The organism is Ruminococcus sp. (genome assembly GCF_017549005.1).
In the GTDB taxonomy this organism is placed as follows: domain Bacteria; phylum Bacillota; class Clostridia; order Oscillospirales; family Ruminococcaceae; genus Ruminococcus.
The window spans coordinates 1-17,322 of the sequence record NZ_JAFYYT010000049.1 but is presented as its reverse complement, the minus strand read 5'-3'; the positions used below and the strand labels follow the sequence as shown (position 1 = coordinate 17,322).

General features: G+C 47.3%; 15 protein-coding genes and 1 pseudogene. 1 reads left to right on the top strand and 15 read right to left on the bottom strand.

What is annotated here, in order from left to right; all coding sequences use genetic code 11:
- Positions 1 to 1,059: pseudogene (locus IKW96_RS12580) on the top strand (glutamine synthetase type III); the annotation flags it as partial.
- Positions 1,060 to 1,138: 79 nt separating this feature from the next.
- On the opposite strand, the gene IKW96_RS12575 reads toward IKW96_RS12580, so the two are convergent.
- The 15 genes from IKW96_RS12575 to IKW96_RS12505 all read right to left on the bottom strand — a co-directional run bounded on the left by IKW96_RS12575 (position 1,139) and on the right by IKW96_RS12505 (position 16,742).
- Complete coding sequence (locus tag IKW96_RS12575; RefSeq protein WP_296575427.1) at positions 1,139 to 1,594, bottom strand: S-ribosylhomocysteine lyase; 456 nt, start codon at positions 1,592 to 1,594, stop codon at positions 1,139 to 1,141.
- Positions 1,595 to 1,598: 4 nt separating this feature from the next.
- Positions 1,599 to 2,765: a pyridoxal phosphate-dependent aminotransferase gene (locus tag IKW96_RS12570; RefSeq protein ID WP_296575423.1), complete on the bottom strand. Its 1,167-nt coding sequence runs from the start codon at positions 2,763 to 2,765 to the stop codon at positions 1,599 to 1,601.
- A 165-nt stretch (positions 2,766 to 2,930) separates the two neighbouring features.
- Positions 2,931 to 4,271: a phenylacetate--CoA ligase family protein gene (locus tag IKW96_RS12565; RefSeq protein ID WP_296575420.1), complete on the bottom strand. Its 1,341-nt coding sequence runs from the start codon at positions 4,269 to 4,271 to the stop codon at positions 2,931 to 2,933.
- A gap of 113 nt (positions 4,272 to 4,384) precedes the next feature.
- Positions 4,385 to 5,293: a LysR family transcriptional regulator gene (locus IKW96_RS12560; RefSeq protein ID WP_296575416.1), complete on the bottom strand. Its 909-nt coding sequence runs from the start codon at positions 5,291 to 5,293 to the stop codon at positions 4,385 to 4,387.
- A gap of 48 nt (positions 5,294 to 5,341) precedes the next feature.
- On the bottom strand, positions 5,342 to 6,253 hold the full coding sequence (locus tag IKW96_RS12555; RefSeq protein ID WP_296575413.1) for a PLP-dependent cysteine synthase family protein: 912 nt from the start codon (positions 6,251 to 6,253) through the stop codon (positions 5,342 to 5,344).
- Between the two features lie 10 nt (positions 6,254 to 6,263).
- Entirely contained in the window at positions 6,264 to 7,424 is a 1,161-nt protein-coding gene (locus tag IKW96_RS12550; protein WP_296575410.1) for an aminotransferase class V-fold PLP-dependent enzyme, read from the bottom strand.
- A gap of 89 nt (positions 7,425 to 7,513) precedes the next feature.
- A complete protein-coding gene (locus IKW96_RS12545) occupies positions 7,514 to 8,410 on the bottom strand; it encodes a class I SAM-dependent methyltransferase (protein WP_296575408.1) in 897 nt (298 codons plus the stop codon).
- A gap of 710 nt (positions 8,411 to 9,120) precedes the next feature.
- On the bottom strand, positions 9,121 to 10,041 hold the full coding sequence (locus IKW96_RS12540; protein ID WP_296575406.1) for an ABC transporter permease: 921 nt from the start codon (positions 10,039 to 10,041) through the stop codon (positions 9,121 to 9,123).
- Positions 10,038 to 10,856 carry an ABC transporter ATP-binding protein gene (locus IKW96_RS12535; RefSeq protein ID WP_296575402.1) on the bottom strand — a complete coding sequence of 273 codons (819 nt, stop codon included), beginning with the start codon at positions 10,854 to 10,856 and terminating at the stop codon, positions 10,038 to 10,040. Before IKW96_RS12535 ends, IKW96_RS12540 begins: the two co-directional genes overlap by 4 nt.
- The gene (locus tag IKW96_RS12530) at positions 10,843 to 12,039 is read right to left on the bottom strand and encodes an ABC transporter substrate-binding protein (RefSeq protein WP_296575399.1); all 1,197 of its coding nucleotides are present in this window, start codon (positions 12,037 to 12,039) and stop codon (positions 10,843 to 10,845) included. Before IKW96_RS12530 ends, IKW96_RS12535 begins: the two co-directional genes overlap by 14 nt.
- Before the next feature lie 575 nt (positions 12,040 to 12,614).
- Entirely contained in the window at positions 12,615 to 14,330 is a 1,716-nt protein-coding gene (locus IKW96_RS12525; protein WP_296575397.1) for an ABC transporter ATP-binding protein, read from the bottom strand.
- Positions 14,327 to 14,761, bottom strand: coding sequence for a S24/S26 family peptidase (locus IKW96_RS12520; RefSeq protein WP_296575396.1), 435 nt, complete (start codon positions 14,759 to 14,761; stop codon positions 14,327 to 14,329). Before IKW96_RS12520 ends, IKW96_RS12525 begins: the two co-directional genes overlap by 4 nt.
- Entirely contained in the window at positions 14,754 to 15,014 is a 261-nt protein-coding gene (locus IKW96_RS12515) for a PqqD family protein (protein ID WP_296575393.1), read from the bottom strand. Before IKW96_RS12515 ends, IKW96_RS12520 begins: the two co-directional genes overlap by 8 nt.
- A gap of 5 nt (positions 15,015 to 15,019) precedes the next feature.
- The gene (locus IKW96_RS12510; RefSeq protein ID WP_296575390.1) at positions 15,020 to 15,754 is read right to left on the bottom strand and encodes a hypothetical protein; all 735 of its coding nucleotides are present in this window, start codon (positions 15,752 to 15,754) and stop codon (positions 15,020 to 15,022) included.
- Positions 15,755 to 15,911: 157 nt separating this feature from the next.
- A complete protein-coding gene (locus IKW96_RS12505; protein WP_296575387.1) occupies positions 15,912 to 16,742 on the bottom strand; it encodes a VanW family protein in 831 nt (276 codons plus the stop codon).
- Positions 16,743 to 17,322 lie beyond the last annotated feature (580 nt).

Here is a 17,322-nt window from a genome sequence, read left to right as displayed (position 1 = left end):
GCACAGTTCCTGCTCTTCCTTGCAGCTGTTATCAAGGCTGTTGACGATTATCAGGATCTTCTGAGATTGTCCGTTGCAACTGCAGGCAATGACCACAGACTTGGTGCTAACGAAGCTCCTCCTGCTGTTATCTCTATCTTCCTCGGCGACGAGCTCACAGCTGTTCTGGACGCTATCGAGGCTGATAAGCCATACGGCGGCACAAAGAAGGAAAAAATGCAGCTTGGCGTTGATGTTCTGCCCAAGTTCAGCAAGGATTCCACTGACCGTAACAGAACTTCCCCATTTGCATTTACAGGTAATAAGTTCGAGTTCCGTATGCTTGGTTCTTCCAACAGCATTTCATGCGCTAACATTCACCTCAACGCTGCTGTTGCAGAGGAACTGAAGCAGTTCGCAGACAAGCTTGAAAAGGCCAAGGACTTCAACAAGGCACTCCACGACCTTATCAAGAAGACTATCAAGGAGCACAAGAGAATCATCTTCAACGGCAACGGCTATGACGACGCATGGATAAAAGAAGCTGAAAAGCGCGGTCTCCTCAACCTGAAAACTACAGCAGACGCAATGCCCCATATCTGCGACAAGAAGAATGTGGATATGCTCACATCGCATGGTATATTCACCGAGGCTGAGATATTCTCACGCCGCGACATCATGCTTGAAAACTACGTAAAGACAGTCAACATCGAAGCTGTTACAATGGTCGATATGGCCCGTAAGGAGATAATCCCTGCTGTTGCAAGGTTTGCAGCTGATACAGCTTCTGCTGTTTCAATGAAGAAGAGCGTTTCAAAGGTAGCCTGCAAGTACGAGACAAGACTTGTTTCCGAACTCTCTGAGCTCATCGACGAAATGGACTCTGCTACAACAAAGCTTGAAGCTGCTGTTGCAAAGTTCAAGGGCATAACCGAGATAATTGCAGCATCCGAGTTTGTCCGTGATACAATGCTCCCTGCAATGGATAAGCTCCGTGCAGCTGCTGACAAGGCTGAGACCGTAACTGCCGAGGACTACTATCCGTTCCCGACATACGACAAGCTTCTCTTCGGTGTATAATAAGACGAACAGAATATATCAAAAGAGCCGCAGTTCATCTGATCTGCGGCTCTTTCTTATGAATATGGAGTAACTGGCTTTAATAATTCAGCTGTTCAGCTGAATAGTTTTCAAGTACTCTCAGCATATCCTCTGCAACAGCCTTTGCACCTGCAAGGTCGTGTTCAAGATAGTTGCCGCACTCTTTTCGCTCAGAGCCCGGTATCTTTCCGCTGAAACCTGCTACAAAACGGAAGCTTTCCTGTACAAGCGCTATTGCCTGCTCATGTGAAACGCTGTCCCTCAGTATGAGATAAAAGCCTGTGCGGCAGCCCATGGGTCCCACATAGATAACGCTGTCCGAGTACTCGCTGTTGCGCGCATAGGTAGCAAATAAATGCTCGAATGTGTGGAGAGCTCCGTTGCTGAGATAATCTCCTCCGTTAGGCTTCTTCATGCGTATATCATAGGTAACGGCGTCGCCGTCTATACGTGAGATGTACATTCCCTTTTCAAGCTTGTCGTGGTCAACCGTAAAACTCGCGATCGTCTTCATATTATCACTCCTTCGGCATTTTCTTTCTGATATCGTTAAGACGTTCAAGTGCGTTTTCAAGAGTCTCGTTCTTCTTTGCATAATGGAACCTTATGTAGCGGTTCTCGGGCTCCCTGAAGAAGCTCGAACCCGGAACAGCTCCTACTCCCACGTATTCCGCAAGCTTTTCGCAGAAAACAAGATCGCTGCTGTAGCCGAACTCCGAAATATCAAGGAGTATATAGTAAGCTCCCTGAGGAACGGTATGCTGTATGCCGATATCGTCAAGACCTTTCAGGAAAAGGTCGCGCTTCTCTGTGTACTTGTCCTGCAGCCATCTGTAGTAATCGTCGCCGAAGCGAAGTCCCGTAACAGCTGCTTCCTGCAGGGGCGCGGCTGCTCCGACTGTGAGGAAATCGTGTACCTTTTTCACGGTATCAATTATGTTCGGCGGAGCTATAACATAGCCAAGTCTCCAGCCCGTTATGGAATAAGTCTTTGAAAGTGACGAGCATGAGATAGTCCTCTCCCACATATCGGGCAGACTTGCAAAATAAACGTGCTTATGGGGCGCATAAACTATATGCTCGTAGACTTCGTCGGTGATAACGAAGGTGTCGTACTTTTTTGCAAGGTCTGCGATTATCTGCAATTCCTCAAGGGTGAAGACCTTGCCGCAGGGATTTGAGGGGTTGCAGAGGATCAGCGCCTTCGGGTGCTGCTTGAAAGCAGCTTCAAGTACGTCTGCGTCAAAGCTGAACTCAGGCGGTATGAGCGGAACGTATATGGGCTCTGCTCCCGAGAGAATGGTATCAGCACCGTAATTCTCATAAAAAGGGGAGAATACGATCACCTTGTCCCCGGGATTTGTAACGGACATCATTGCCGCCATCATAGCTTCCGTGCTTCCGCAGGTAACTACTATCTCGCCGTTCGGGTCTATCTGACGTCCCATGAGGCGGGACTGCTTCTCCGCAAGAGCCTCGCGGAAGTTCTGAGCTCCCCATGTTATGGAGTACTGGTGGAAATCCTCCCTTGTGACCTCTGCGAGTCTGTCAAGTATCTCTTTCGGCGGCTCAAAATCGGGAAATCCCTGTGAAAGATTGATCGCGCCGTATTTATTTGAAATTCTCGTCATACGTCTGATGACGGAATCGGTAAAGGTTGCTGTGCGGTTTGAAAGTTCTGGCATATTTTTCCTCCTTAAAGTTAAGAGTCAAGAATGCAGAGCTGAGAGCTGCTGTACCGACTTACGCGAAGCAGACACATTAACCCTCAATTCTCAACTCTAAATTCTCAACTCAGACTAAATAAAAATTCAGGGGGCGAGTAATCACCCCCATATATTTTAACATCATTAAATGTTGTAGTCAATATTTCTCTCGTCGATTACACGTCTTGACTTGTGCTCGGAACGTGTATCGAGTCCGCCGTCGGGGTGAACGATCACCTTTGCAGGCTTAACGCCGATACGTGCCTTGAGGGCTGCGCTTACCTCGGCTGCAACTGTCTCGTCATCCTTCGGAACGCCTGTTGCCTTTTCAACTTCGACAGCATACTTGCTTGTGAAGTCCTTCTCGAAGATACGGATAAGGTACTCGCCGGTCAGGTCGCTCTGCTCGCGGATAACAGCCTCGATATCGCTCGGGAATACGTTAACAGCGGAAACAATGAACATATCGTCCTTTCTGCCGAGGATATGTATTCTTCCGTGAGTACGTCCGCATTTGCACTTTGTAGTGTCGATACGTCCGATATCGCCTGTCTTGAAGCGGATAAGCGGCCTTGCGTGCTTGCGGAGAGTTGTGAATACAAGCTCGCCTGTCTGACCGGGTTCGAGGACCTCTCCTGTATGTATATCAACTGTCTCGACAAGGATATGGTTCTCTGCGATGTGAAGTCCGTCGTGGTATTCGCACTGTGCAGCGCAGGCTCCGAAAATATCGGACAGACCATAGAAGTCGAATACCTCGGCTCCCCAGATGTCCTCAATAGCCTTTCTTGTAGCGTCGATAGAGCCGCCGAGCTCGCCTGCAACGATGATCTTCTTGATGTTGAAGTCCTTCTTCGGGTCGTAGCCGGCCTTGAGAGCCTTTTCGCCCAGCTGCCATGCGTATGAGGGCGAAGTCCAGATAACTGTAGGCTGATATGTTTTCAGTATGAAGAGAAGTCTCTCGCTTGGGAGAGTACCGCCCCAGATACATAAAGCTCCCAGGTTCTGTGCGCCTATTACGTCAGGTCCGCCAACGTAGAGTGAGAAGTTGAGGGCGTGTACATAGCGGTCGTTCGGTCTCATTCCTATCTGCCAGAACCAGCGGCTCTCGGTATCCTGGAACTCGTCGAAGTCCTTCTTGGTGAAAGGGCTCATTGTCGGTACGCCTGTTGAGCCCGACGATGTGGAGATGAATACCACATCCTCCTCGGGAACAGCTGCCAGCTCGCCGAGGAACGATCCTACGCCCTGTGTATCGCGCTGTGTTTTCTTGTTGATGAACGGGAACTTCTCGATGTCCTTAAGAGTTCTGATGTCCTCGGGCTTTACGCCTGCCTCATCGAACGAACGCTTGTAATAGGGAGCGTTGTCGTAAGCGAACTTCACGATCTCCTTCAGGTCCTCAAGCTGTTTCTTCTCCAGTTCCTCACGGGGAAGAGTTTCAAGCTCCTCGTTCCAGAACTTATTGTTGATATCTCTGCTCATTGTATTTATCCTCCATATTCATATATTTCATATCTGTTTGGTATGATTTTATTATACACCCTCTGTGGACATTTGTCCAATACCAAAGTGTTATTTCGAGTTATAGCCGGAAGTTATATGCCGAGATATTTCTTTATCTCGTCTATGTATATCTCAGCCATTTCGCTGAGTATCACGTTTTTCAGCGTGATATAGCCTATTTCCATGACCTCGTCGGAATCGTCCTCAAAGGGTACGGCAATGTAGTCAGAGCCGTTGAGCTCCTCGCATATGATACCCGAGCACAGCGTATAGCCGTTCAGTCCTATCATCAGGTTCAGCATTGTCGCACGGTCATTCGCCTTGATAGTACGCTGATAATCAGCTGTACTGAGCAGCTCCTCCGCAAGATAGAAGGTACTGTTGTCGCCCTGTTCAAATGAAAGGCACGGATAGTCAGCAAGCTGCTCAAAGGTTATTTTACTCTCCTTTGCCAGAGGGTGCCCCTTCCACAGGTAAACAAAGGGACTGCACTTTGTAAGGGTATGGAATTCAAGTCCGTTGGAGTGGAGCAGCTTTGTTATGGACTTACGGTTGAAATCGTTGAGGTAGATAATGCCTATCTCGCTCCGCATTGTGGCAACATCGCTTATTACCTCCGCCGTCTTTGTTTCGCGGACTGCAAACTCGTACTCCGCAGTATCGAACTCCTTGACCATTTCAACGAAAGCCTTTACTGCAAAGGAATAATGCTGCGCGGACACGCCGAATTTCTTCTTGACGCTGCCCTTGCTGATATATTTTTCGGCAAGAACGTCGAACTGTCCCACGACCTGACGGGCATACTGTAAGAACTCTGCGCCGTCGTTGGTAAGGGTAACTCCCCTGCCGCTGCGGTTGAAGATCTTGATGCCTATCTCCTTTTCAAGCTCCTGCACCGAGGAGGTCAGTGAGGGCTGCGAAACATAGAGCTGCTCTGCTGCTTTGTTCATCGAACCTGTTGCCGATATTGCAAGTATGTATTTAAGCTGCTGTAAAGTCATAATGATTCTCCATTCCTTTTTCGGGCGGATAATCTCCGCCGATTCGGACTAATCGTAAAGTCCTGTACTGAAATAGCGGTCTCCGCGGTCGGGGAATACTGTTACTATATTGCCCTTCGCGCCGCTTTCTATGAGCTTGAGGACTGCCGCCATAGCCGCTCCCGAGGACGAGCCTGCGATAACTCCCTCCGTCTTTGCAAGCAGACGGGCTGTGCTGAAAGCTTCATCGTCGTTTACCTTTATTACGCTGTCCACAAGGGACATATCCATTGTCTCAGCAATAAAATCGTTTCCTATACCCTCGATGTTGTAGTCCGAGTGCTCACCGCCGCCCATTGTTGAGCCTACAGGGTCGGCAAGCACGCCCTTTGCAGAGGGAACTCTCTCCTTGATATAGCGGAGTATTCCCGTGTATGTACCGCCGCTGCCTGCACCTGCCACAACATAGTCTATCCTGCCGTCGAGAGCTTCATATATCTCTCTTCCTGTGGTCTCATAGTGTGCCAGAGGATTGCTCTGATTCCTGAACTGCTCCAACGAGACAGAACCGGGTATCTGAGCCTTTATTTCCTCTGCCTTTGCTACTGCTCCAAGCATTCCCTTTTCACGGGGAGTGTTTATCACCTCCGCACCAAGTGCGCGGAGCAGAGACTGCTTCTCTGCGGAGAATTTCGTGGGAACTACGAATATTATCCTGTAGCCGCGGTTAAGTGCCGCAAAGGCTATTCCGAGACCTGTATTGCCTGCGGTAGCTTCAACGATAGTGCCGCCTTTTTTAAGAAGTCCTTTCTTCTCGGCGTCGTTTATCATGTAAAGTCCCGTGCGGTCCTTGACGCTTCCCGAGGGGTTATAGAGTTCAAGCTTCGCAAAGACGTTCACGCCCTCGCCTTTTACTATATTTCCAAGCCTTACCAGCGGTGTATCGCCGATGAGAGCCTGCATTGAATCATAGTACCTCATATATATTATCTCACTTTCTCTCTGATTTTGCAATAGCCTGCTGAATATCCGCCAAAATATCTTCAATATTTTCGATTCCCACGGATAAACGGATAAGTCCGTCGGTTATTCCCACCTTTTTGCGTATGTCCGCAGGTATGGAGGCGTGGGTCATGGTCGCGGGGTGGCATACAAGGGACTCCACTCCGCCGAGACTCTCTGCAAGTGAAACAAGCTCCAGGCTCTCGAAGAATGTGTTTATATCGTAGTTCTCATGGAGCTCAAAGGATATCATAGCTCCGCCGTTCTTTGCCTGTCTGCGGTTTATCTCATAGCCCTGACTGCTTTTCAGTCCAGGGTAGTAGACGTTCCTGACAGCTTTGTGCTGTTCAAGGAACTCCGCAGCCTTTACGGCATTTTCAGTGTGTCTGTCCATGCGGACTGCAAGAGTCTTTATGCCGCGGATAAGGAGGAAGGAATCAAAGGGTCCCAGTACTCCTCCCGTGGAGTTCTGAATGAAAGCTATCTTCTCCGCAAGCTCTTTTGAATTGACTACTGCAAGTCCCGAAACAACGTCGCTGTGACCGCCGAGGTACTTGGTAGCGCTGTGGACTACGATATCAGCGCCAAGCTCAAGGGGCTTCTGAAGATAGGGCGTCATGAATGTATTGTCCACGATAACAAGAAGTCCGTGTCTGTGGGATACCTCTGCTACTGCCTTTATATCGGTGACTGTCATGAGAGGATTTGCAGGGCTCTCAATGATTACTGCCTTTACGTCTGAGCTTATCTGACTTTCGTAAACTGTCAGGTCGGTAGTATCCGCGATAGTATACGTGATGTCAAAGTGGTCGAAGACCTTGCTCAGCAGGCGGAACGTACCGCCGTAAACGTTGCTCGATATGAGTACCCTGTCGCCGCTGTGAAGCAAGCTGAGAACTGCCGTAAGAGCTGCCATTCCGGAGCCGAACGCAAAGCCTGCAACGCCGCCTTCAAGGTCGGCAATGAGAGCTTCAAGAGCTTCACGGGTGGGATTGCCTGTGCGCGAGTACTCATAGCCGCGCATTTTTCCGAGACCGTCCTGCTTGTAGGTGGAGGTCTGGTAAATAGGTATATTCACAGCGCCTGTACGCTCGTCAATGGAGATACCTCCGTGTATAAGTGCTGTTTCTGTATTTTTATAACTGCTCATAATAATTCTCCTTTTTATTCAGCCATTAGCCGTTGATATCGCCTTACGGCGAAATGATTCATTGATCGTCCGCGTCAGCGGCTAAAGGCTTATTCATAATCATAGCCTGCGGTATAGCTTGCCGATATCAGGCTGACGTTTTCAAATGCTTTCAGGCCGTCCTCCCTGCCGTCGAAGTACTCTCTCTGCACCTTTTCGGGGGGCATATACGTATCTATCTGAAAGCCGAGAGAGTACAGCGCACGGGAAACTTCATTGTAATCATAGCCGCCGCGCATGACCTCTCCGAGATCTTCCGTTATCTGTTCAAGTCTTGCGACTCTCCGCGGAAATTCTCCTGTTTTTATGGGATAATCAAAGACAAGCTCGCTGCCGAGAGCTGAAAGCTCAGACATCTGTTTCAGCGTATCGGTGAATACGTCAAGTGTAAGGTAGTAGGTAACTCCGAGAATGCTGAAAAACGTCCTTTTATTCGGGTCAAAGCCTGCCGCAAGGAGCTTGTCGCACATTCGCTCCTTTTCAAAGTCTACGGGAACGTAGTGGACATTACCGCGTATATTCCATTCAAGCTCCCTTATCTTCTCAAGCTTGTAGCGCTGAGTGTCGGGGTGGTCTATCTCGAATACCTCAATGTCCCTGTTGTCGTTGCGGAACGCGAACGTGTCCGAACCTGCTCCGCATATAACGTACTGTATCTTCCCGTTCTCACCTGCGAAGTCAGCAAGTCTGCTCTCGTTGAAGTGTATCCTCGAAAGCGGTATGGGTGCGAAGTACTCGCTGATTATCTGCTCTGTGTCCTCCCGTGAGAACTGCTGTGAGCTCCCGAGTCCGCTGCGGATGAAATCGTAAATGCTGTCGTATTCCTCCTTGCCGAGCATATCGTATGCAAGGTAGTCGTCGTATATCTTCTGCCGCGCCCTGTTGGAGTGCCATGCTCTCACAAAGGCGCATATCTTGGCGGTAACGCTTTCTCTTTCGTCTATCATAGTAACCTCTCCATAACAAAAAATGCGCAGAATGACATTCGCATTCCACGCATAACGTTTTACTCGCTTAAAGTCAGGAGATGACGCAACATCGCTGAGCACAGGTATGCAGAATACGGATATCGTTTGACTTGTTCATACAACAACACTGCATACAACACATCATATTTGTTCTCATGTTCAGCACTCCTTTTCATTAATCTTCTGTATTCCTATCGGAACTGTATGTATTATAGCATAGTTTGCATATCATGTCAATAGGTTTGAACTATATTCGGCGATAGTTATAGAATTGTCCTATTATTTACACAAGATTTATAGATTTTGCAACTTTGGCGCTAAGAGCAAAGAAACAGTAACCGATAAACGTTAGTTCCGTCAAGTATGAAAAGGCTGCGTGCTTACTTTCTTACAATCTTGAATGGTTTAAATCACTAAAGTATATTGTCTTTAAGGTTGTAAGATTGCAAGGTTGTAAGATTGCAAGGTTGTAAGATTGCAAGGTTGTAAGATTGTAACATGGCAAGATGTAAAGATGTAAACATGGAATCAACTCTCCCCTCTCAACCAAAAAACTCCGAAGAACAGACAGCATTGCGTATCCCCGTTCTGAAATAAAGAAAGCCAAAGAACGAACAATCATCGCTCTTCGGCTTTATCATCTTATATTTTTTCATTTTTTCCACCTTAAAGGTACGCAGGCTCTGCGCTTATCGTTTCCACCTTAAAAGCCGGTTCTGGAGCTTGTTGAACAGGAAAGTCACAGCGATCACTACGAAACCGATAACGAGAAGTCCTGTGATAGTACGTGTATAGTCGCCGAAATCGGAATAATACTTGACATAGTAGCCCATACCGTCCCTTGCGCCTATCATCTCCGCAGATGTAAGGAGTATGAATGACACGCTCAGTCCCTGATTGCAGCCCAGGAATATCTGCTGCAGTGACGCAGGGAGTATAACTCTGAACAGCATTTCGGGCTTGCTTACGTTGAGCACCTTTGCCGAGTCGATTATCTTCTTGTCCACGCCGAGGACTCCGCTCATTGTGCCTGCGAATACAGGCCAGAATGTGGCGAGGAAGATAACGAATACGGACACCGACTTGAACGTGGGAAGAAGCGCTATTCCGTAGGGAATGTAGACTATCGGCGGTATTGAGCTGAAAAACTTGGTGATGTATGTGGCAGCTCCGCCAACTCTTGCGCTCCAGCCTATGAAAAGTCCCAGCGGTATAGCTACAGCTGCCGCAAGGAGAAAGCCCTTGACAGTAGTTCCGAGAGAGCTCACAATATTTGTGAGGATAGCCGACCTGTCCTCGGTAAACTGGTGTATCACCTTGCCGGGGGCAGGGAAAAGCAGGTCGTTGAGCACGTTGTACTTTGCCGTTGCAAGTGACCATACTCCGAGAAGTACGTAGACAAAGCCTGCAATATCGAGAAGAAGCGAAACTCCCTCTTCCTTTTTGATAAACGACGAAGCCGCAAGCACGATGACTTCAAGTCCCACAGCAAAGGCTATGAGAGAGCCTGTAAATACGTCCTTTGTCGACCTGTCTGGCAGGAACTGTATGAGTATCAGCGCTATGAACAGCAGATGTGTTACGCGGAGGTATCTTTTTTTAAGCGTCATAATACCACCTCGTCTCCGCCGATACGCTCGGCAATATCGCTGTAGAGAAGTGAGAGCAGTCTGTTGCGGAACTGTCCGTACTCGTCGGTCTTTACCAGGTCCTCACGTCTGCGGGGACGCTCGAAAGGTACGTTCACGACCTCATTTACTGTACCCGGGTGAGCTGTGAGCACTACTATCTTATCGGAAAGAAGTATAGCCTCGTCGATATCATGAGTCACGAACACAACTGTCTTGCGCTCCTCGGTGCCGTCGCCCTCCCAGAGTTTGAGAAGGAGCTCCTGCAGGATAACGCGGTTCTTTGCGTCGATAGCGCTGAACGGTTCGTCCATGAGAAGTATCTCCGTGTCCATTGCAAGGGCTCTTGCGATAGCGGCTCTCTGCTGCATACCGCCCGAGAGCTGCGAGGGGAACTTGTTCCCGAAGCCTGTAAGTCCAACCTTTGTAAGGAACTCGTCGGCTATCTTTGCGCGTTCGCTGCGCTTTACGTCGTGGCGCGACTGCTTTATGCCGAACTCGATGTTCTTTTTTGTAGTCATCCACGGGAACAGGGAGTAGTGCTGGAAAACCACTCCTCGCTCTGTGCCTGTGCCGTGAAGCTCCTTGCCGTCTATCTGCACCGAGCCGCCTGCAGGAGTATAAAGTCCCTCAAGCACACTGAGAAGCGTGGACTTTCCGCAGCCGCTGGCTCCGATAACACTGACGAACTCTCCTCTGCCAACGCCGAATGAAACGTCGTGGAGAGCGTTGAAGCTTCGCTTGTTTTCAATGTAATTGACCGTAAGGTCTTTTATCTCAATTTTATTCGTAGTCATCAAAATGCTCCTTTAATGATGCGTAGATATCATCGCTGCCCTCTGCAAGAATGCTTTCGAGAGCCTGTTTGTAGATATCTGTGTTGTAGTGCGGCTCGATGTCGAAGTCCTCTGTGTAGCCCAGCTCAACGATAGTATCCTTGAGGGTAAGAGTTCCCTGCTTGTCAGGATCGGGACTTGATACACTGTAGCCGCCGTATACCTCTGTGTCGATGAAAGCCTCATCTATGTCGATGTACTTCTTAACGTCCTTGACCGTCTTTTCGTGGTCTGTCTGTGTAAAGTGGTAAGCCTTTATGAATGCTCTTTCAAGAGCTGTGAATGTATTGGGGTTATCCTTTACCTCCGAGGTCTTTGCGACCTGACGGCAGCAGGGCTGGTTCTCGAGAGCCTTTTCGTGAGCGCAGTAGTAAACGACCCTGTAGCCCTGTGACTTCGCAAGTGAAGTATAAGGCGAATAAGCAGAAGCTGCGTCGATATTCTTGTTGAGAAGAGCTGCATAGGCGTCCTTCTGACTGTCAAAGTAAACGATATTTACCTTGTCTTCACCCTCGCCTGTCTCAATGCCTGCATTTTTAAGAAGTATCTGGAGCTCTGCGTCCTGAACGCTGTTCTTTACGGAAGCAACGTTCCTGCCCTTGAGTATCTCAACTCCGAGCTCGTCCTTGTCAGCGAATTCGGGCTTGATAACATAGCCGTGACCGTTTGTCATTGCTCCTCCGATGACTGAAATCTCATGTCCCTGGCTGAGGAAAGTGAGAGTAGGTACAGAGCCTATGAATGCAACGTCAAGCTTGTCGGATTCGATACCGTTCACAAGCTCGGCAGCACTGGAGAACTGTGTGAGAGTAACGTTCAGTCCCTCCTCCTTGAAGTAGCCCTCCTCCTGTGCAACGAACGCAAGGAGATGTGCGGTTGAGTTGAGGTAGCCAATGCTTATATCGGGCTTTTCGAGCACAGCCTCAGCACTGTCGCCGCAGCAGTCGGCAGCCTCTTCCTTGCAGCAGTCCTTCTCCTTGTCCTTGCAGCATTCCTTTTCCTCAGAAGGCTTCTCGTCAGCCGAATTGTATGTGGCTTCGTTTGTAGCAGCTGTATCGTCTGCCTTATTGTTGTTGAAAGCTCCGCAGCCTGTGAGCAGCGAAAGAGCTGCAACTATCGAAATATATTTAACCTTGTTATTCATATTTATCACCTTTCATTATCAAAAATATACTTACTTATTAATTGTACACCCGTATCAAATGCTACATCGCATTCGCTCCGAATGAAGTATTTTACTGTAAACTTTCATGTTTTCTCACTCCTGTTTTCTTTACTGAACTAATCATACCATACTGATAGGCATTTGTCCAATACAAAAGGATTATCGTCATCTATAATCAAAAGCTATAGCTCACACATATTTAATATTCTGCCTGCAAGGCTGTAAATATAAGAAAAGAGCCGCCATTTATGTGCGATACGCATAGAGAAGTATTTGTGAGAGTTTATTGAGGAAAACCCTTTTGAAAAAGGGTTCTTCCTCAAACTCCTTTCCTAAAACTTCCAGCTTTAATTTTTCCAAACAGGACGCCCGACATAATAAAAACACCCTCTGTATATCTTACAGGGGGCGTCCTGTTTGGAAAAATTTGGGTTAAAAGTCTTTGGAAGGGGGTTCGGGGGAGAACCTTTCCTCAGAAAGGTTTCCCCCGATAAGTTCCCATATATACTTCTTTACGAGTACTGCACATAAGCATGGCAGCTCTTGTAATTCCATTATTTCTTTTCGATAACACCGTTTTCCGTGAACTGTAATATCCTGTCGCAGATATCGAGGGCGGCAGGCCGGTGAGTAACTATGACCACCGTTTTATCCGTCATATTATGCAGATTTTCGAGGACTTTCCTCTCCGTAGCTTCATCGAGGGCACTGGTAGCTTCATCGAGAAGCAGTATGGGACACTGTGAATAAACAGCTCTTGCAATGGCGATACGCTGCATCTGTCCCTCCGAGAGACCTGTTCCGCGCTCGCCGAGAAGAGTATCCGCACCGTCGTCGAGCTCATTGACGAACTCATCGGCACAGGCTATTTTCAGCGCATTATTTATTCGCTCATCATCGTGAAGCCCGCTCTTGTCAGCAAAGCATACAACTTCGCGGATAGTTCCGCTCATAAGCTGATTACCCTGAGGAACATAGGCGAAAAGTCTGTGATACCGTGCAGAAAGCTCCTCTGTATTTCCGCTTTTATCGGTAATATAGCGTCTTCCGCCGTCAAGCTTATAAATGCACATGAGCAGTTTCAGGACTGTGCTTTTTCCGCAGCCGCTGTGTCCCGTAAAAGCCACATACTGGCCTTTTTTCACTTCAACGCTGATGTTTTTCAGAACGACAGGCATTGAATCCTTGTTAAGCTTTCTTACGCTGTCACCTGACGGATAGTAGGCAAACTCTGCATTTTCAAGTCCCATAGCGGAAAAACCGCTGCGGTAGTAGCCGAGGGTTTCACCGATATCCATAGGCTTTACGTCTGAATCGTTCTCGAAATCCTCAATTTCCATAAGTCGCTCGGCACTTGCCGTCATAGCGTAGAACTTCGGGAGGTATGCCGTAATATTGGCAAATGGTGACTGTATCTGGGAAATGAGCTGAGTGACAGCCGTAAGAGTTCCGTAGCTGATAGCTCCCGTGAGTATACCGTAGCCGCAGTAGATAACTCCTCCCACATACATTCCCTGCATACCTGTCTGAAATCCGATATTGCAGAAATTTGAGAAGCGGACGCGCTTCATTCGCATACCCTTGTGGTCGTTCATTCTGCCGAGAGCTTCTTCCTCCGTCTGCTTTTCAGCCGCAAAGGAGCGTATCATCATAAGACTGCCGAGGCGCTCCTGCAGGTACACGCGGAGCTTTCCGTCGCGCTCCTGTATATTCTTGTGGAGCCTTTTCAGCACCTTTCTGAAGCCGTATGTAGCGAAAAACAGTACGATCCCCACAGGCAGCAGCACAAGCGCGAAACGATAGTCGAGAAATATCATCATAGCCATTGCACTGACCATTTTCACTATCATTCCCGCAAGTCCGGGGAGTATCTCCACGCTGTTCTGAGCAACGACCATAGTATCGTTCGTGAGCCTGTTTAGCCACTCTCCCGAGTGAACAGCGCTGACAGTTCCGAAGTCCTTATTGAGGATATTATTGAGCAGTCTCTGCTTGAAAAGGTTCTCCAGAGTTGCACGGGAAAGTTCCTCCAGCCAGCGCATCACAGCCCTCATCGCAACCTGAGCGAGTACAAGCAGGACTATCATCAGAACATTGTAAAAGAAGCCGCTTCTGTTTCCGTCGACAGCATTATCCACGATATTCCTGAGCAAAAGCGCATAAAGAACGCCGCTTCCGCCGTGAAGCGCATTGACTATCATCAGCCAAAGGATATTCCATTTTTTTCTGCCTGTCACTGCATAAAGCCATTTTACCGCGTTTTTCTTCATGGCTTTATCATTCTTTTCAGTTTGTATTTCAAACGTCTGGGAATTATGCGAAAAGCTGCAAAATCGACCCACAGATGACTGTAAAACCGATACCAGAACTCATTTACGCTGTGCTTTTTTCCGTTATGGACAAAGCTTGTCATCACGCCGATGATATCGTCGTCAGTGATACCGTATTCCTTGTTCACGCAGTTATCGCCGAGGATCACATAGTCCTTTTCACGCACCTCGATAACCCTGTGCAGCACGTAGCTGCTGGGCGGTCTGCGGTAAAGGACAACATCGTACTTTTTGCAGCGCTTTTTTCCCTTCTTGCGGACTGTGAACAGGTCTCTTCCCTGCTTCAGCAGCGGAAGCATACTTACGCCGACGTTGCTGTAGGTCATTTCCCCGTTTTTTTTGAGGAACTCCTCATAAGTGGTCTTAATCATCTATTGCTCCGATTTTTCTGAGCTGGTCGATTATCTTCTTCACATCGCGCTCCATAGCTTCCTTCGGTCCGTCGTACTTCTTCTGCATTTTTGCAACTATCTCAGCCTCTGTGGTATCCTTTTCAAGACAGCTTATGATAAAGCCTGCTGTTTCGTTGCTGCGGACAAGTCCCGAGAACTTGCTTGCACCCGTGGAAACAAGGAGTTTCTGATCTCCGTCGTCATGTGTTATAAAAGCCTTGTTAATCTTCATAAATATCAACCTTTCATACCGTTATATGCGACCTCAGCCGCTTCAATATCCATATTGCAGGTAAGCCTGTAGAGCTCCGTTTTAACTGCAAGCTCGTCGATGAGCCTGAGAGTTTTCGCCATTTGCAGCGTTTTTACGGGACGATAGACCTGCTGCAGCAGCATTGCGTAAGCCTCTGACTTGTCAATGCGTACTATGGTGTTTTTTTCGCCCCTTGTAAGTATGCACAGACCTTTCAGCGGAACAGACATATTGCAGCCCAGCTTATGCTTGCCGTTGTACGGAGTTCCGTATGCGATAACTCCGTTCTCCGTGATCTTCAAGAGCGGTTTATCATCGTTGACCATGACAGCCTTATCCCCTAAATATTCGCGCCACAGCCTTGTATGCGTAGACTTTCCCGTACCTGACTTAGCCGTGAACAGGAATCCCTGTCCGTCAACTGCGATAACAGAACCGTGAAACAGAACTGTATCAAAATCCGGCATTTTCTCAGCTATCTTCCGGTATACCGCAAGCTCCTCGCGGTAGTCGTCAGTCGAATCAAGAGGCTCGCGCCCCTCGCGCTCCGCACATCTTATCTCGCGCTGAGTCTCGAAGTCAATGTCCTCCTGTGAAGTTCTTACCGAAAAATCGGCATCTTCATCTGTAGCATAGTCCTTACAATAATTATGGACTTTCTCATGCAGAGAGGTCACTTCAATGACCTTGTCCGCAATTTTATATTTTCCTGTAAACATTGTATCCCCCCCTGAAAAAGTGATATTAATATTATAACATATTATAATATAAATAGCAAGGTTCAAGGTAAAAAAACATATTCTATTATTGACTGTGCAAGATTCTTGCCGCTACATAAAAGAAACGAAGCCGCTGGCGTATACCAGCGGCTTTTTGTCATTGTGCGTCCATATCTCTTATTTCAAGATCACTTGTATCGTATAACACCTTTGCGTGATTAAGGCGTATCAGCTTTTTTTCAAGGTGTTTTCCGGTGACCTTGTCGACCTTGTCGCGATAGACCTTGCCGTTACGGTAAACTACTCCGTTTTCTCTCGAAAAGAACACATTTTCAGCGCTAACGTGATACTTGTATCTCTGAGGGCTGTCTGCTCTCAGTTCTCCGCAGAGATATTCAGGAGTTGTATATATCACGAGCTGATAAGTCCTTTTTGTCGTATTCTTAAAACGGTAATCGAGATAATTATACATTATCGACGTGCCTGTACCGAACGGTATTTTTCTCTGGAAATCGGGAAAAAGATCAAGTCCGTCATGGTGGTGGTGCTCGGTTATTTTCAGGTCGGAATGGAGTATCATCCAGTGGATAAGATTTGTCATCTGGCACATTCCGCCGCCGATACCCGGCTCTGTATGATCCGCGAATATGGTAAGACCTTCCTTATAGCCTTTATTTTCCGTTGTATTGCCTACAAGGTACCAAAAGGAAAAAGTCTCGCCAGGCCGAATGAGAATCTTGTTTATCTTCGGAGCAGCAATGGAAAGGTTTACGGCTTTGTTTTCCTGCAGACGCATATCTACATTGCCAAGTCTGCGCCTTATAAGCGAATTATGCTTATAAATGACATACGGCAGCCTTTCCTTCTGCTTTGTCTTTGCAAGGTGCTTTATACTGCACAAATTCTTCAAAGACCTCATTAAAATACATTTTTTCTCCGAGATCGCATATGTAAGCGGCGATATCTCACAGAAAAGCTTTCTTTTCATCTTTTACACCCTCAAATCAAAAAAATAATATGATTAATTATACCATATTTCGTCGAATTAATCAATACATCGTAAGATTTTAAACATTTTCCGCCGCATAAATGATTTGTTATTCTGAAGAAAAAACTGTAGAAAAATAATATAGATATTTATAAATAATAATACAATAAGCACCGTTCCTTAATTGGAAAAGGTGCTTACATTAACTTGATTCAAAAATGATCAGCCCTTCATGTTGTTTGTCATCATATTCCCGAGCAACAATCAGCGAAATACGATCAAGCGGATACTCCTTCATTTCATTCTTCAAGTCTGCGTCAAATGTACCGCCTAAGCCATTATTATACTCCCTTGCAATAACAAAACCTCCTATGGTAGTTTCCTTAATTCTACCATAGGAGGCTGTTTTTCAATTATCAGTTTTTAATGGATCTGTTGTGCAACAGAGCTCATTTTTGTTATTTACTTTCCGATATTTCTGAGAATATCAAAAACTCTTGAGGATTTAGCGGTTGCCGCACCAAAAATAATCATCATGAATGCTGCAAGAGCTATAAATACGTTTGTCAGAGAGTAATTG

What these genes read in the sequence shown, in the direction of transcription:
- IKW96_RS12575 (WP_296575427.1), bottom strand. Translation starts at nt 1,594, where the DNA reads ATGAAGACGATCGCGAGTTTTACGGTTGACCACGACAAGCTTGAAAAG.
- IKW96_RS12570 (WP_296575423.1), bottom strand. Translation starts at nt 2,765, where the DNA reads ATGCCAGAACTTTCAAACCGCACAGCAACCTTTACCGATTCCGTCATC.
- IKW96_RS12565 (WP_296575420.1), bottom strand. Translation starts at nt 4,271, where the DNA reads ATGAGCAGAGATATCAACAATAAGTTCTGGAACGAGGAGCTTGAAACT.
- IKW96_RS12560 (WP_296575416.1), bottom strand. Translation starts at nt 5,293, where the DNA reads ATGACTTTACAGCAGCTTAAATACATACTTGCAATATCGGCAACAGGT.
- IKW96_RS12555 (WP_296575413.1), bottom strand. Translation starts at nt 6,253, where the DNA reads ATGAGGTACTATGATTCAATGCAGGCTCTCATCGGCGATACACCGCTG.
- IKW96_RS12550 (WP_296575410.1), bottom strand. Translation starts at nt 7,424, where the DNA reads ATGAGCAGTTATAAAAATACAGAAACAGCACTTATACACGGAGGTATC.
- IKW96_RS12545 (WP_296575408.1), bottom strand. Translation starts at nt 8,410, where the DNA reads ATGATAGACGAAAGAGAAAGCGTTACCGCCAAGATATGCGCCTTTGTG.
- IKW96_RS12540 (WP_296575406.1), bottom strand. Translation starts at nt 10,041, where the DNA reads ATGACGCTTAAAAAAAGATACCTCCGCGTAACACATCTGCTGTTCATA.
- IKW96_RS12535 (WP_296575402.1), bottom strand. Translation starts at nt 10,856, where the DNA reads ATGACTACGAATAAAATTGAGATAAAAGACCTTACGGTCAATTACATT.
- IKW96_RS12530 (WP_296575399.1), bottom strand. Translation starts at nt 12,039, where the DNA reads ATGAATAACAAGGTTAAATATATTTCGATAGTTGCAGCTCTTTCGCTG.
- IKW96_RS12525 (WP_296575397.1), bottom strand. Translation starts at nt 14,330, where the DNA reads ATGAAGAAAAACGCGGTAAAATGGCTTTATGCAGTGACAGGCAGAAAA.
- IKW96_RS12520 (WP_296575396.1), bottom strand. Translation starts at nt 14,761, where the DNA reads ATGATTAAGACCACTTATGAGGAGTTCCTCAAAAAAAACGGGGAAATG.
- IKW96_RS12515 (WP_296575393.1), bottom strand. Translation starts at nt 15,014, where the DNA reads ATGAAGATTAACAAGGCTTTTATAACACATGACGACGGAGATCAGAAA.
- IKW96_RS12510 (WP_296575390.1), bottom strand. Translation starts at nt 15,754, where the DNA reads ATGTTTACAGGAAAATATAAAATTGCGGACAAGGTCATTGAAGTGACC.
- IKW96_RS12505 (WP_296575387.1), bottom strand. Translation starts at nt 16,742, where the DNA reads ATGAAAAGAAAGCTTTTCTGTGAGATATCGCCGCTTACATATGCGATC.